Annotated in this window: 13 protein-coding genes; 9 read left to right on the forward strand and 4 right to left on the reverse strand. The window is 68.7% G+C overall.

Annotation, left to right across the window (positions count from 1 at the left end; genetic code table 11):
• Positions 1–11 precede the first annotated feature (11 nt).
• Genes ACOOGH_RS04810 through ACOOGH_RS04820 form a run of 3 tightly spaced genes read right to left on the reverse strand, consistent with a single transcriptional unit; the run spans position 12 to position 4,521 of the window.
• Positions 12–1,682 carry a sodium:solute symporter gene (locus tag ACOOGH_RS04810; RefSeq protein WP_420447841.1) on the reverse strand — a complete coding sequence of 557 codons (1,671 nt, stop codon included), beginning with the start codon at positions 1,680–1,682 and terminating at the stop codon, positions 12–14.
• The gene (locus tag ACOOGH_RS04815; protein WP_420447842.1) at positions 1,679–1,843 is read right to left on the reverse strand and encodes a hypothetical protein; all 165 of its coding nucleotides are present in this window, start codon (positions 1,841–1,843) and stop codon (positions 1,679–1,681) included. Before ACOOGH_RS04815 ends, ACOOGH_RS04810 begins: the two co-directional genes overlap by 4 nt.
• On the reverse strand, positions 1,840–4,521 hold the full coding sequence (locus tag ACOOGH_RS04820) for a PIG-L family deacetylase (protein WP_420447843.1): 2,682 nt from the start codon (positions 4,519–4,521) through the stop codon (positions 1,840–1,842). The genes ACOOGH_RS04815 and ACOOGH_RS04820 overlap by 4 nt, the downstream gene beginning before the upstream one ends.
• Before the next feature lie 273 nt (positions 4,522–4,794).
• Here ACOOGH_RS04820 and ACOOGH_RS04825 point away from each other — a divergent pair, with 273 nt between their 5' ends.
• From ACOOGH_RS04825 to ACOOGH_RS04860, 8 genes are read left to right on the forward strand one after another with little or no spacing between them, the layout of a single operon-like run.
• Positions 4,795–5,466, forward strand: a complete 672-nt coding sequence (locus tag ACOOGH_RS04825; protein WP_420447844.1) for a hypothetical protein — start codon at positions 4,795–4,797, stop codon at positions 5,464–5,466.
• A gap of 41 nt (positions 5,467–5,507) precedes the next feature.
• Positions 5,508–6,377, forward strand: a complete 870-nt coding sequence (locus ACOOGH_RS04830) for a hypothetical protein (protein ID WP_420447845.1) — start codon at positions 5,508–5,510, stop codon at positions 6,375–6,377.
• Positions 6,378–6,435: 58 nt separating this feature from the next.
• Complete coding sequence (locus tag ACOOGH_RS04835) at positions 6,436–6,816, forward strand: cupin domain-containing protein (protein WP_420447846.1); 381 nt, start codon at positions 6,436–6,438, stop codon at positions 6,814–6,816.
• Positions 6,816–7,607, forward strand: coding sequence for an SDR family oxidoreductase (locus ACOOGH_RS04840; protein WP_420447847.1), 792 nt, complete (start codon positions 6,816–6,818; stop codon positions 7,605–7,607). The genes ACOOGH_RS04835 and ACOOGH_RS04840 overlap by 1 nt, the downstream gene beginning before the upstream one ends.
• A 17-nt stretch (positions 7,608–7,624) precedes the next feature.
• Entirely contained in the window at positions 7,625–9,841 is a 2,217-nt protein-coding gene (locus ACOOGH_RS04845) for a multicopper oxidase family protein (protein ID WP_420447848.1), read from the forward strand.
• A 49-nt stretch (positions 9,842–9,890) separates the two neighbouring features.
• A complete protein-coding gene (locus tag ACOOGH_RS04850) occupies positions 9,891–11,327 on the forward strand; it encodes an amidohydrolase family protein (RefSeq protein ID WP_420447849.1) in 1,437 nt (478 codons plus the stop codon).
• 40 nt (positions 11,328–11,367) lie between these two features.
• On the forward strand, positions 11,368–12,843 hold the full coding sequence (locus tag ACOOGH_RS04855; protein WP_420447850.1) for an amidohydrolase family protein: 1,476 nt from the start codon (positions 11,368–11,370) through the stop codon (positions 12,841–12,843).
• A 36-nt stretch (positions 12,844–12,879) separates the two neighbouring features.
• A complete protein-coding gene (locus ACOOGH_RS04860) occupies positions 12,880–13,554 on the forward strand; it encodes a nitroreductase family protein (RefSeq protein WP_420447851.1) in 675 nt (224 codons plus the stop codon).
• Here the strand turns inward: ACOOGH_RS04860 and ACOOGH_RS04865 are convergent.
• On the reverse strand, positions 13,538–14,587 hold the full coding sequence (locus tag ACOOGH_RS04865; RefSeq protein ID WP_420447852.1) for a Glu/Leu/Phe/Val dehydrogenase dimerization domain-containing protein: 1,050 nt from the start codon (positions 14,585–14,587) through the stop codon (positions 13,538–13,540). The genes ACOOGH_RS04860 and ACOOGH_RS04865 overlap by 17 nt on opposite strands.
• Positions 14,588–14,743: 156 nt before the next feature.
• On the opposite strand from ACOOGH_RS04865, the gene ACOOGH_RS04870 reads away from it, so the two are divergent.
• The gene (locus tag ACOOGH_RS04870; protein WP_420447853.1) at positions 14,744–15,343 is read left to right on the forward strand and encodes a hypothetical protein; all 600 of its coding nucleotides are present in this window, start codon (positions 14,744–14,746) and stop codon (positions 15,341–15,343) included.
• Positions 15,344–15,345 lie beyond the last annotated feature (2 nt).

Here is a 15,345-nt window from a genome sequence, read left to right on the forward strand (position 1 = left end):
GAGCGGAGACTCTACCGCCCGCGCCGGCGGAGTGCGAGGCCGACCACGAGAACGGCCATGGTCCCGACGACGTTGTACCACAGCCACGCGATCTCCGTGAAACGCGACACGGCGAGCACCGTGAGCATCGAGAAGATGAGCCCGTAGAAGGCGCCCGCGGCCGTCGCCCGCTTCACGAGGAAGGCGAGGAGGAAGACGCCCAGAAGCGCGCCGTAGAAGATCGAGCCCACTTCATTGACGGCCTCCACCAGGGAACCCAGTTGGCCGGCGTAGAGCGCGAAGAGGACCGCGAAGCCGCCCCAGGCCAGGGTGGCGAGTCGCGACACGAGCAGATAGTGGGCGTCCGTCCCCTCCGGTTTCACGTGTCTCCGGTAGAAGTCGATCACCGTCGCGCTGGAGAGGGCCGTGAGTTCGGAGTCGAGCGAGGACATCGCGGCCGCGAAGATGACGGCGATGAGAAGACCCAGGATGCCCGCCGGAACATATGAGATCAGATACGAGGGGAAGACATAGTTCACATCATTGGACGAAGCCCCGCGCACCTCGGACACGAGCGACTTCGACGCTTCTCGCAGCCGCTCCAGTTCGTCGTCGTACGCGGCGATTCGGCCCTGCAGCACCGCCGGATCGTCGCCGGCCCGGCGAGTCTCCAACACCGCCAGGGTGCTCTCGCGGCGCAACTCGTGCGCTCGTTCGTGCTCGGCCTCCAGCGCCGCGAAGTCGTCCGCGCGGGGACTCTCCCGGACCAGGGCGGCCTCGGCCGAATTGAAGACGAGCGGGGGGCGCTCGAAGTGATAGAAGACGTAGAGAAGAACACCGATGGCGAGGATGAAGATCTGCATCGGGACTTTGACGAAGGCGTTGAAGATGAGGGAGAGACGGCTCTGGCGCAGCGAACTCGCCGTCAGGTAGCGCTGGACCTGGCTCTGGTCGGTGCCGAAATAGCCAAGTGCCAGAAAGAGCCCGCCGATGAGCCCGGACCACAGCGTGTAGCGGTTTGTCGGATCCCACGAGAGGTCGATACTCCGCCACATCTCGTGGATCCCGCCGATATACGCCACGTCACCGACGCCCACCCCCTCCGGCAGCGTCCCGAACAGCACGGCGATTGCGATCCCGATGCCCGCGAACATGACGATCATCTGCAGCACGTCCGTCCAAATGACGGCCGTAATGCCCCCCATGATCGTATACGCCACCGTGATCAGTCCCATGACGAGAATTGTCACGCGCTCGTCCCAGCCCATGATGACGGAAAGCACGATGGCGGGAGCGTAGAGGACGATCCCCGCCGCGAGTCCGCGGGACACGAGAAAGAGGAAGCTCGTCAGCGTCCGCGTGCGGGCGTCGAAGCGACGTTCCAGGTACTCGTAGGCGGTGAAGACCTTCGAACGATAGAAGAAGGGGACGAAGACGACGCAGAGGATGACCATGGCGATCGGCTGGCCGAGGTAGAACTGGACGAACTCCATGCCGTCGTCGAACGCCTGGCCGGTCGTGCCGATATAGGTGATCGCGCTCGCCTGCGTGGCCATGACGGAAAGGCCGATCGCGCCCCAGCCCATCCGGCGGTTGGCAAGAAAGAAACCCTCGACGCCGCGGTTCCGCCGGCTCTGATGCCAGGCGAAAACGACGACGGCCCCGAAATAGACCGTAAAGACGAGCCAGTCGAGGGCGCTCACGGCACCCCGAAGTCGAGCAGGCGCGTGGCGAAATAGAGGAGCAGGATGAGCCCGGCCGTATAGACGATCACCGACACATAGAGGGCGCGCCAGCTACGGAAGGGGCCGATCCGGCCCTCCCTCCCGTCCCTCTCGTCCCTCTCGTCGGGGCCTTCAGTCACGGGGCGGTGATCTCCCGCCAGCGGCTCCCGTCGAGGGAGAGGAGGTTTGCCCACAGGCGAAAGGCGCCGGGGACGCCGGCGCGCAGCTGCCGGAAGAAGGAGAGCGAGGTGTGGATGTAGAGACCGCGACCCACCGGGGCGGCGAGCAGACTGCCCCGGCGCGGCGGCTCTCCCGTGTCGGCCATCTCGAGCGGCGCCTGGTACCGTTCGTCCCATTCGTCGGGGAAGTAGAGGCCGCGCTCCTGGACCCAGCCCTCGAAGTCGCCCGGGCCGAGACGGTTGGGCTCCACCAGAACGGGCGCCCGGGGGTCGACGAGGGTGACCGGTGCGTCCTCCTCTGTGACGCGGGGCGCGGGGCGGCCGATCGTGATCGGGTACGGCGCGTACTCGCCCTGGTTGAACTCGTAGCGGTTGTACTGGACGACGACGGTGCCGCCGCGCCGCGCCCACTGGAGCAGTTCCGCGTTGGCCGCGACGAGGTCTTCGCGCACCTCGTAGGCCCGGATCCCGACCACGATTGTGTCGAACCGCTCGAGTCGCTCGGCGTCCCAGTCTCCCGGTTCGATGAGTTCAACGTCGAGCCCGAGCTGCCGGATGGCTTCGGGCCCGTCGTCGCCGGTACCCATCACGTATCCGATGCGTCTGTCCGCGACTCGCACGGGGAAACGCACGATCCGTACCGCGGCGGCGTCGGCCATGAGGTGCGGCTCGATGTGTGGATAGTCGATGATCGTCGCCCGCGTGGCGGGTACATCGGCTCCGGCGACCCGGATCCGGGGCCGTACGAAGAACTCTCCTTCCGCTTCTCCGGCCGGAGGCTCGACCGTGAAGCTGACTGTCTGAACGGCTCCCTCGCCGGCGAGCTCGAATGGCGCCCCCTCCGGTGCCGCACGCCAGCCGGGCGGGAGATCGAGAGCGATATCACCGGTCACCGCGTCCCGGGCGAAACTGGAGACCCGGAAGGCAATGTCCCGGGAGTCCGGACGGCCGCTGGGCCAGATCATGGCCGGGGCCGCCGCGGCCACGGATATGCGCGGAGCTACCTGCAGGGGACGCCAGCTCTCTCCCGTTACACCGTCCACGCTGCGGTAGCGCACCGGATCCTCGACCTCGATCTCGATTCGCTCGCCCGCCGCCGACACGAGCGCGGTCACGCGTCCGTGCAGGGGTGGAGGACGGAACGGGAGCGCGCGAAGGCTGGGCGCATCATCGGACCACTGGTACACATCGCCGTCACGGGGAAGTTCGAGGAACCAGGGGGAAGTGGGCGGCGCGTCCGCCGGCACGGTGACGGCAAAGCGCCAAAGCGCGAGTTGACCGGGCTCGATGCGCGCCCGGGCCGACGGGTCGAAGACGGTGTCCTCCTGACGGAAAAAGCGGGCGAACGACCCGAAATCGTCGGGCTCCGTCTCGACGTCCGGCCCGATCCCCTCCACCGGCCACCCCGGGGGAACCTCGAGGCTCGGAGGGTCGAGTTCCAGGGTGGCGCCGGCGCCGTTCCAGACGCGCGCCTCGACGAGTACGGTCTGTCCCGGGACGAGGACATCGTCCCTCGCCCGCAGTTCAACTCGCACCCCGGCCACCGCGAGGATGGCCCGCGTCAGCAGGCGCGCGCGGCGGTCGAGTTCGCGTCGTACCTCGTCTTCCCGCTCGGCGGGCGCGGCGGCGCGGAGCCGCTCCAACCGCCGCCACGCCTCGGCCAGGAAGGGCAGGGCGGTCTCCGGTGTCGTCGCATTGAGCGAGGCGCCGGCCTGTCCGACCGCCTCCCGGTACGAACGAACGTCCGCCTGTGCGCTCTCGCCGAGGTCGGCGATCAGAGTCGCCAGCGTCGTGTCGATCCCGGCCAGCAGCGGCTCCGTCGATGAGCCGCCGACCCGCGAGGACACCAGCGAGAGCCGAGTGACCCGCGGACCGGGCGGCAGGGCCGTGCCGAAGTCCTGCGAACGGTGTTGGCTGCGGCTGTCCATCGCGACCTGGTGGTGGGTGAGGCCGAGCAGCGGGTCGAGCGTGCCCGTCGCGATTTCGATCGCAGTGGCGCCCAGTTCGAAGAGGGGGCGGCGGTACAGTTTCAGCGGCGCCCAGGGTTCCGCTCCCGCCGCCACCTGCTCCGGGAAGCGTGTCGGGTCTCCTGCGGCGTCGAAGGCCTCGTGTGTGAGCAGCCCGGATACCTGATGGTGCCCGTGGCCGTCCCGCTCCGTTCCACTCCACATCGTGATCAGCACATGGGGGCGGAAGCGCCGGATCGTCCACACAAGATCGGAGAGGACGCGATCGCGCGGCCACTTCGTGAAGGTCTCCTCCGCGGTCTTGGAATAGCCGAAGTCGAACGCGCGGCCGAAGAACTGCTGCGCCCCGTCGATCGAGCGGGCGGCCAGGAGTTCGCCCGAGCGGATGATGCCGAGTCCCTCGCCGAGTTCCGTGCCGATGAGATTCTGTCCGCCCTCGCCTCGCGTGAACGAGAAGTAGGCTGCCTCCACGCCCCAGCCGCGCGCGAGCGTGGTCAGCAGCGCGGTATCCTCGTCATCCGGATGCGCCGCGACCACGAGCACTCGTTTGACTCCGTCGAGGTGCCGGAGGATGAGTCCCGCTTCGATCGCGCCGGGGACGCGCGATCCCTGCGCGTACGCGAGCGCCGGAAGCAGGCACGCCGCCACGACGGCAATCAGGGTGGACGTCATTCGAGGTTTCATGGACGGGAAGCTATGCGCGCGCGGTGGCCCCAGAAAGCGAGGCGTCCCCACCATGTGGCTCGGTCGCGGATCGACGCTCCTCCTCCCCCTCCTTTCGGGACAGGATCCCCTCATCTATGCGTGCCTCACAGTTGACTCGCCGTGCGCGGGAGGTGATAGTGGTGTATTCCACATTGCGAATACGCGCTGGCGGTATCCATCGTCCGACGCATATGTCTGCATGAGCATACGTCTGCAAGAGGAGGCACAATGAGTGACAACGTGATGACATTCATAGAGATGGAGCTGAAGAAGGATCCCGGGGTCTCGAATGCGACGCTTCTTGAGGGGGCGAAGCTGATAGACAAGACCATCGGAAAGCTCAGCGCGAGACAGTTCCACGCGAAGTATCCCCTACAGGTCAAGCGGCGCCTGGGTGCGGGGAGTGCGGCTCCGGCGCGTCCAAAGGCGAAGGCGGCTCCGGCGCGCGCCAGGGCGAAGGCGGCGCGATCGCGTGCCTCGTCGGCGGATGCGGGGGCGGCGGTGCTGCAATATGTGACACGCATGCTCGGGGAGAATCCCGGCGTGACGAATGCGGAGTTGTTCAAGGGCGCCTGTGAGATCGACGCTTCAGTCGCCGACCTGGCTCCCCGGCAGTTCCATGCAAAGTACCCGCTTCAGGTGAAAAGGCGCCTGGCTGTGGCCGCCGCGGAAGCCGAGGCACCCGCCACGCCGGCTGCGCCCGCTCGGGAGCCGGCCCCCGCGCCCGCCCCGGCGCCGGCCCCGGAGCCCGAGGCCCCTTCGATGGGGGCCGGGGACGCGGCGGCCGTCCGCGGGATGCTTCTCAACCTGGCGAGAGAGCTGGCCAACGCCGGGACACAGGCCGAGACGATCGAGGTCATGGCGCGGCTGGATGGGTACGTGGACGACATCATGCAGGCGGCTCGAAGCTGAACCGCGGCGACCGGCCGGCACGGCGCCGGCGGTCCCCCTCGTTGCAGTCCCCGGGAGCCCGGCGTTTCCGCGTCGGGCTCTCGTGCGTTCTCTGCGGGGCGGTCGCCGTCACGGCCGCGATGCCGGCGGAGGCTCAACTCGCACGCGACGCGCTTGTGCAGCCGGTGGGGGCCGCCCGGTCCGGCGAGGCCCTGATCGGCGTCGGCGTCTCTCATACCGCGAATGCCGACTTTCCGCTGGCGGGGCTCGCGGGAGATCTGACCGCTTTCCCCGAGCTTCATGCCGCATGGGCGATCGGACCGCGCGTCGTGCTCGAAGTGAAGGGCGCGGCCCGGAAGGCGCTCTCCATCGAGACGCGCGATTCGATCCCCGCCGTCGATCTCGACCGTTCTCTCGATGATGGTATGTCGCGTGATGTGGGCGACTTCGAACTCGCCGTGTCGTTCGCGCCCATCGGCGGAAGCACGGGGTTCTCGGCGGGAGGCCATCTGGGCGTGAGGCTCCCGAACTCCGACGAAACCCGGGGGATGGGGCTCAACACCACCGACGTCACGATCGCGGGGCTCTTCTCCTGGAACTCGGCTCGCTGGCATGCGACCGGGTGGTTCGGCGTGAGTATCCTGGAGGCTCCCATCGAACCATTCGAGCAGAACGATGCGTTCGCCTGGGCGGTGGAAACACTCTGGTACGCGTCTCCGAACTGGCGACTATCGGCCGGAACCCGCGGGCGAGCCAGCACGAGAAGAGTGTCCCCGCTCGGCACCGGCGACCTCGGAGAGCTCCGCGCGAGCGTGACATGGCGGCACGGGCCGCTCGCCATCGACGCCGGGATCGGGCACGGAACCACGGTGATGGGCGGAGACTGGAGTGTGCGCGCGGGCGTCGCCTGGACGCTTGCCGGGAATCGGTAGGCGGTTCATCGTCCGTCCCCAATCGGATCCGGGATCCACCACGCAGAGAGGAAACGTCATGAGCGAAGCGAAGCCCCGGCACTTCCGCTGGGAGGAGTTGCCGTGGGAGCGCGTAACCGAGCAGTTGGGCCGGCGCATGGTGACCGGAGACCGGGCCATGATCGCCCAGGTGCTGCTCGAGGAAGGCGCGGTCGTTCCCACACACTCGCACGAGAATGAACAGTTCACATACATCCTCGAGGGCGCGCTGCACTTCTGGCTGGGAGAGGACGGGAGCGAGGAAGTCGTCGTACGTGCGGGCGAGATCCTTCACATTCCGTCTCACGTCCCCCACAAGGCCATAGCGCTCGAGAAGACGCTGGATCTCGATATCTTCTGTCCTCCCCGAACGGACTGGCTCGACGGGACGGACTCCTACTTCCACAATCCGGACGACTGATGGATCTGGGTATCGCGGGCCGCGTCGCCCTGGTCGCCGCCTCCTCGCAGGGCCTCGGCCGGGCCGTGGCGGAGGAACTGGCGGGGGAGGGGACTCACCTCGTGATGTGCGCGCGGGGCGAGGCGGCGCTCGCGGAAGCGGTGGCCTCGGCGGACGCGCGGGGGTCTGGCGAAGTTGTCGGTATCGCCGCCGATCTGTCGGATCCCGCGGACGTGGCCGGCCTGGTCGACGCGGCGATGAGCCGCTTCGGACGCGTGGATATCCTCGTGAACAACGCGGGCGGGCCGCCGGCCGGGAAGTTCGAGGATCACGACCGGGCGGCGTGGCAGGCGGCCGTGCGCCTCAACCTCGAGAGCGCCCTCGATCTGACCCGCGCGGTGCTGCCCGGCATGAAGGAGCGCGGGTGGGGACGGATCCTGAACATCACCTCGGTCGCCGTGAAGGAACCGGTGGATGGTCTGATCCTCTCCAACAGCGTGCGGGCCGCCGTGACCGGTTTCGCGAAGACGCTCTCGAACGAGGTCGCCTCGTTCGGCGTCACCGTGAACAACGTGCTTCCCGGCTTCACGCGCACGGCGAGGCTGGTGGAGCTGGCCGCCGTTCGCGCCGACACCGCGGGGATCTCGATGGAAGAAGTGGAAGCAGGGTGGAACGCCGCGATTCCCGCGGGTCGGCTCGGTGAGCCGCGCGAATTCGCGGCGGTCGTGGCATTCCTCGCCTCCGAACGGGCCGGCTATGTGACGGGCGTGTCCGTCGCCGTCGACGGAGGGCGCACCAGGGCCCTGCAGTGATCCCCGGGGCCCGACGCTTGGCCGGGAGGCGGGGGGGCATCCCGACCGCCGCTGCGCTGGGCGCCGTCGGGGCGCTGTGCGGGGGGCTCTGGCTGTGGGTGGGCGCGGCGCCCCCGGGGATGCCGCCCGGTCAGGAGGCCCCGCGATGCATGCCCGGCGCTGAGCAGGGGGCCGCGGCGAACCCCGACCTGTACTGCATGGCCCTGTTCCCGACGCCCCGCGTGCCCGGCGCGGCCGGGACGGTCGAACTGCGCCGCCCGCCGGGTCCGTTCTCGATGGGCGTGACGCCGGATGGGCGGCTCCTGTACGACGCGGTGATCTCGACGGATCTGCCGCCGCCCTCCACGCTCGGTCCGTACGACCGCTACGTCGCCTGGGCGTCGACCCAGGTGCTGTCGCCCATCGAACGCCTCGGGGAGGTCCCGGCGCGCGGACGGGTGCCGGCCGGGCAGGTCGCCTTCAACAAGTTCCTCATCCTGATCACGGCGGAGGCCGGCCCGGACCCCGGGGCCGAGCCCGGAGCGGCGGAGGGAGTCGGCGCGGAGCCGGCGGGCCCCTACGTGCTGCGGGCCCAGTCGCCGTCCAGCCGCATGCAGCCCGCCGACTTCCTCGAGTTCGCGCTCGGGGCCTCCCGGATCGGCCCCGGCGGGATGGCGATGGACGATGCGTGGAGCGGCGTGCCGATGCCCGAGGGGGTCATGATGCTCCCGTCGCTCATGGAGCTTCGGCCGGAGGTGCAGCCCTGGCTGCCGGGCGACGGCTGGGAAGGCGAGATCGTCGACGCCCGCCCGCGCGAGTTGATCGAACTTGCCGATGGCGACTCGCTCACCCTCGATGCGGTCTACGTCCGCCGTCGGATCGGGAGCCGCGAACTGCTCGGCTACGGCTTCAACGGCCAGATCCCCGGCCCCCTCCTCTGGGTCCCCGAGGACGCCACCGTCACCATCGACTTTACGAACCGCATCGACTGGCCGACGGCGATCCACTGGCACGGCCTCCGTCTCGACAACCGTTTCGATGGCGTGCCGGGCGTGACGCAGGATCCCGTCGCCCCCGGCGAGAGCTTCCGCTACACGGTGCATTTCCCCGACCCCGGCCTCTACTGGTACCACCCGCACCACCGGGAGGATGTCCAGCAGGATCTGGGCCTGGCCGGCAACCTCATGGTCCGGTCGGACGACCCGGACTATTTCGGCCCCGTCCACCGGGAGGAGGTCGTTATGCTCGACGACCTGCTCCTGGGCGAGCACGGGATCGTCCCCTTCGGGCTCGAACGCGCCACGCATGCGCTCATGGGCCGTTTCGGCAACACGATGCTCGTGAACGGGGAGCCCGACTATGCGCTCGACGTGGAGCGCGGGTCCGTCGTCCGCTTCTACTTCACCAACGCCTCGAACACGCGCACGTTCAACCTTTCCTTCGGCGGCGCGCCGATGAAGCTGGTCGGCGCCGACGTGGGCAACTTCGAGCGCGAGACGTGGGTCGAGAGCGTGATCATCGCACCTGCCGAACGCTACATCGTGCACGTTTCCTTCCCGGAAGCGGGAAGCTACGCGCTCCTGAACCGGGTCCAGGGGATCGACCACATCGGCGGCAGCTTCTTCCCGGAACAGGACACGCTGGGCGTCATCCGCGTCGGCCCGGGCGATGCGACGCCCAACCTGAACGCGGCCTTCGAGGCGCTGCGCGAGAACAAGCGCGCCCTCGAGGAGATCGAACCCTACCGCTCCCACTTCGACCGGCCGGTGGACCTCACGCTGGAACTCGACATGACGACGCGCGGCCTCCCGCTCGTCGTCGAACGCCTCATGCAGGTGGATTCGGCGTACTTCCACCCGATCGAATGGTCGGGAACGATGCCGATGATGAACCTCATATCGACGCCGGAGAACGTGGCGTGGACGCTGCGCGAACCCTCCACGGGGCTGGAGAACGAGGCGATCCGGTGGACCTTCCGCGTCGGCGATGTGGTCAAACTGAGGATCCGGAGCCGCCGGGAGACGCTGCACCAGATGCAGCACCCGATCCACATCCACGGCCAGCGCTTCCTCGTCCTCGCCACCAACGGCGTCGCGCACGACAACCTTGCCTGGAAGGACACGGCGGTCGTCCCCGTGGGCGGTTCGCTCGACGTCCTGCTCGAACTGTCGAACCCCGGCCGCTGGATGCTGCACTGCCACATCGCCGAGCATCTGGAGGCGGGCATGAAGATGGTGTTCACGGTGGAGCCGTGACGCGGTACGTTTTTCGGGCCCCGAACGGCCCAACGCACAGGAGTTTCCCATGAGGAAGTTCACCCCGGCCCCCGTCGCGCTCGCGATCCTTCTCGCCCCGGCGCACCTGTCCGCACAGTCGGCCGCCGAACTCGACCCCGAGACTTCCGAGTTCGTGGCCATCCCCGGACCGACGGTCGCTCTCACCGGTGTCAAGGTCATCGATGGGACGGGTACCGGCGCGCGAGCCAACCAGACGGTCGTGATCGAGGGGAACCGGATCGCCGCGGTCGGACCGGCGGGCTCGGTGGACGTTCCGCCGGGCGCCGAGGTCCGCGACCTGACGGGGCACACCGTGATCCCGGGGATGATCGGGCTCCACAACCACATGTTCTTCATGGGGGCCGGGGGCCGGATGGCCCAGGGCAACATCTCCTCCCCGCGTCTCTATCTCGCGGCGGGGGTCACGACGATCCGCACGACAGGCAGCGTCTCTCCCTACGCGGACCTCAACGTCAAGTCGAACATCGACCAGGGGCTCGCGCCGGGTCCCCGCATGCACGTAACCGCGCCATACGTCACCGGACCCAACCCGGCGCTCGGCGACATGGCGCAGGTCAATTCACCGGAGGAGGCGCGCCGTTTCGTGCGCTACTGGGCCGGGGAGGGCGTCTCGTGGATCAAGGCGTACACGACGATCCGCCGCGCGGAACTCGCCGCGGTCATCGAGGAGGCGCACGCGCAGGGCCTTCGGGTCACGGGGCACATCTGCTCGATCACCTTCCAGGAAGCCGTCGATCTGGGGATGGACAACATCGAGCACGGCTTCGGGACGGCGACGGATTTCGATCCCCGCAAGCGGCCCGACGAGTGTCCGCCCAATTCCATGGTCGTGGTGGGAGAGCAGGGGGATCCGTCCGGGGATACCGCCCGGGCGCTGATCCTCTCCATGGTCGAGAACGACGTGGGGATGACCTCCACGATGGCGGTCATCGAGCCCATGACGAAGGGGCGGTCCGTCCTCGACGAGCGCACGCTGGAGGCGATGGCGCCAGAGGTGCGTGAGGACTACCTCGAGACGGTGGACGCGATCGAGGCAAACCCCGACTGGCCCATGACGGAGGAACACCTGCAGAAGCACATGGCGTTCGAGCGCGGCTTCGTCGAGGCCGGGGGCGTGCTCGCGGCCGGCGTGGACCCGACGGGGATCGGAGGCGCGATCGCCGGCTTCGGCGACCAGCGCAACTACGAGCTTCTCGTCGAGGCCGGGTTCGACGCACCCACCGTGGTCCGGATCGTGAGTGCAAACGGCGCCCGGATCATGGGCGTGGACGCCGAACTGGGGACGATCGAGGCCGGCAAGCTGGCGGATCTGGTCGTCCTGGAGGGCGACCTTGAATCGGACTCCGCGATCATCAGGAACGTGACGGTCGTGTTCAAGGACGGTGTGGGCTACGACTCGGAGAAGCTCATCGACTCCGTGAAGGGGATGGTGGGGATCCGGTGACGGAGAGGGACGCGTCGACAAGGGACCAGCCGAGAGGGGAATGAAGATGTCCATCCAGTATCGCCACTCCGGAAAGAGGCGTTTCGCGGCCCGGGCCGCCACCGCCGTGCTCGCCGCCTGCGTGGCCATGGTCGCCGGGCTCGGCGGAGCGCTTGCGGCGCAGGATTACGACCGGCTGTCCGAGCAGACTCGCGACTACGTCGCCGTGCGGGGACCGATCGTGGCGCTCGAACGCGTGCGCGTCATCGACGGCACCGGCGGCCCGGTCCTCGAGGACCAGACGGTGCTGCTGCGCGACGGGCGGATCGCCGCCGTGGGTCCCGCCGCCACGGTCGCCGTGCCGGAAGGCGCGGAGCGTCACGACCTGAGCGGCCACACCGTGATCCCCGGCATGGTCGGCATGCACGACCATCTCTTCTACACCTCGGTGGGAGGACGGCGCGTGCAGCTCGGCTACAGCGCGCCGCGGCTCTACCTCGGTTCCGGCGTCACGACGATCCGCACCACCGGGAGCTTCACCCCCTTCGCGGACGTCCACCTGAAGGACGCGATCGACCGCGGCGATTCGCCGGGACCGCGCATCCACATCACCGCGCCGTACATCACGGGCTCGACCGGCTCGGTCCACCAGGCCCGCATGACGTCCCCCGAACAGGCCCGGCGCTTCGTCGAGTACTGGGCGGAGGAGGGGGCCACGTGGCTGAAGGCGTACACCTCGATCGGGAGCGCCGAATTGGGGGCCGCGATCGAGGCGGCGCACCGGCTGGGCCTCCGCGTGACCGGACACCTGTGCTCGGTCAGCTTCCAGGAGGCCGTCGCGCTCGGCATCGACAACCTCGAGCACGGGATGCTCACGGCGTCCGATTTCGTGCCGGAAAAGGAGCCTGACCGCTGTCCCGGCAACATCATGCAGCGTGCCGGCGGCTCGGACCCCACGGGCCCCATCGCGCAGGAGACGATCGCGGCGATGGTGGAGGCCGGCGTGGGACTCACGGCCACGCTCGCGGTCTACGAGGCCTTCTTCCCCGACCGGGACGTTGTGGATGAGCGGACGCTGGAGCTGATGGCGCCGGACCTTCGGGAAGCGTACCTGGACGAGCGCGGGCGCATTCAGGAGATGGGTCCGGATCCCGAGAATTTCCGGAACGAAATGCGCTTCGAGAAGGCGTTCGTCGACGCGGGCGGGCTGCTCGCCGCGGGCGTCGACCCGACCGGTAACGGGGGAGCGCTGCCGGGTTTCGGGAACCAGAGGAACTTCGAGCTTCTCCTCGAGGCGGGACTCTCGCCGGTGCAGGCCGTCCAGGTCGTGAGCGCCAACGGCGCGAAGATCCTCGGCGTAGACGACGAACTCGGCACCGTCGAGGTCGGGAAACTGGCCGATCTCATCGTGTTGAACGGTGACCCGGGGAGCGACCCGAGCGCCATTCGCGCCGTCCGCTGGGTGTTCAAGGACGGCGTCGGATACGACTCCCGCGAGCTGATTCAGGCGACGCGCGGCCTCGTCGGGGTCCGCTGAGTCCCGCGTCGCGCCCATGACTCCCGGGTCGGGCCGATGACGGACGGGGGTCCGTACCGTCCCGTGCCGCTCACGACGTTCACGCGGCGCGAGGAGGGCGAGATGGTGCGCCGTGCGCGGGCCTTCCGCGACGACTTGCGGTGCCGCCGGACGGTCCGCGAATACTCCGAGGAACCCGTCCCCCAGAAGGTCATCGATGCCTGCATAGAAGCGGCGGGAACAGCTCCCAACGGCGCGAACCGCCAACCGTGGCACTTCGTCGTCGTGCGCGACGCCGAGGTGAAGCGCCGGATCCGGGCCGAGGCCGAGAAGGAGGAGCGGGACTTCTACGAGCACCGGGCGCCGGACGCGTGGCTGGAAGCCCTCGCCCACCTCGGGACGGACGAGCACAAACCGTTCCTGGAGATGGCCCCCGTTCTGATCGCGATCTTCGCGGAGAGCTACGAAATGCGCGGAGAGGAGAAACTGAAGAACTACTACGTGACGGAATCCGTCGGCATCGCCACGGGGATCCTCATCACGGCACTGCACCACGCGGGGCTTGCCACGCTGACGCATACGCCGAGCCCCATGGGCTTCCTGAACAAGGTCCTCGACCGCCCCTCCAACGAGCGACCCTTCCTCCTCCTCGTCGTGGGCTACCCCGCGGACGACGCACTCGTACCCGACATCACGAAGAAACCGCTGGACCGGATCATTTCCCGCCGCTAGCCACGGGCCGTTGGACCTCGGAGTCCGCGTTTCCGGACCGGGTGACGGACCCCGCGCGGGAGAGGAACTCACTCGCACGGCGACGGGCCGCGCCAAGCGGCGATTCATCGGCGGTGGCCGCCTCCTCGAACATCTCCCGGAGCGATGTTCCGATCTCCCCGACGCGGGCCAGGAGCCGGGCTTCGTCACGCTCTCCCTGGTGGATGGTGGCAAAGGCGACCGCTCCTCCCGCGTTGATCACGTAGTCGGGGGCGTAGAGGATTCCGCGCTCGTGCAGCCTCCGAGCGTCGGCTTCCGCGAGGAGCTGGTTGTTCGCGGAACCGGCGACGATCCGGCAGCGGAGGCGGGGGATCGTATCCGGATTCAGGGTCGCCCCCACCGCACACGGCGCGTACACGTCCACATCCAGGTCCCACATGTCATCGAGGGGCACGACGTGGCCCCCGAACCGTGCCTGGGCGCGCCGCGCGGCGGCCTCGCGGAGGTCCGCCAGGTGGAGGGTTGCCCCGGCCTCGGCCAGAAGCCCGGCGAGCGGGAAACCGACGCCGCCAAGCCCCTGGATGAGCACGGACCGGGCGGCGAGGTCCGCCTCGCCGAACTGGTGTTCGAGTGCGGCCCGCATCCCGGCAAGCACGCCGCGCGCCGTGTACGGTCCCGGATCGCCCGGCTTTCCGTCGATGAGGCCGACGGCGTACCCGGAGATCGCGCCGATCCGCGCCATGTCCTCGGGTGTCGTACCGAGGTCGACGCCGGTCTGGAAGGCGCCGCGGAGCGAGACGAGGCGCGCCTTTCCGCCGCCGTACCGCATGCCGACGCTCGCCCACTTCCAGGTCATGCCCTCGGCGAGGCGCATGGCGTCGATCAGGCCGTCCTGCGGCGTCGGATACGAAGCCATCCGGGTCCCTCCTGCAGCCGGACCCAGTCGCGTATCGTGCAGGGCGATGAAGATCCAGGCTCCGGTGACGGCGTCGAGCGCGGTGACGACCGATTCACCGTCCCACGCCTGAATGGCATCGAGGCAGTCGCGGGTCATGTATTCTCCCGTATTCGGTGGGGGCTCAACCGGGTGCGCGAGCGCGGTCAGACTATCGCGCGCCGCCCGCCCGGGCGACATTACGGAACCCGTGGGGCGCGATTGCGTATCGGTGTTCAGTAGGACGACAGCGACGACCGATCGGAGGGTGATGGGATGACGACACTGTTCTTCGGAGACATGCTCCCGCCGTCCAATGAAGACGAGAGTCGACGCGAACACGTCCTTGTCGGTACCGCTACCCCGCTCAAGCTCGATGTCCGTCCGATCAAGCACGATCTGACACCCCGAAACAGCGTCTGTATCGGGACCTTCCACGAGGATCGGGCGATTGGACGTTGCGCGATCCCCCGGCAAAGCGTGGACGATTTCCTCGAGATGGAGCTGTTCGACAAGCCGGTCGCGCTCGCGCTCAACGTCCGGAAGGGCGGGCCGGGCATGGAGGGCAGTCTGCTCGCTCTCGTACCGATGGATCGGGCGTCGCAGGGCGGCGGATCCGAGCGGGATGAACCGTGGAAGGCCAGCGTCCCCGGAGCGGCGTACGACGCGGCGATCAAGGCGGGTGGCGACGACTCCGGGTCCACGCAGTTGGTCGGCATCTTTCTCGGCGAGGTCGTCCGCTTCGAGGGCGACCGGCGGGAGCCGGCGTCGATGCTCCGGGAGGCCGCCGACATGCTGGCCTGCGTCATCCGGGGACAGGTGGACAGCGTCGGCGGACGCGTGATCGAAGATCTGACCGCGAGCCCCGGAGGCTGACC

It is taken from the genome of Candidatus Palauibacter sp. (assembly GCF_965213655.1).
GTDB lineage: Bacteria > Gemmatimonadota > Gemmatimonadetes > Palauibacterales > Palauibacteraceae > Palauibacter.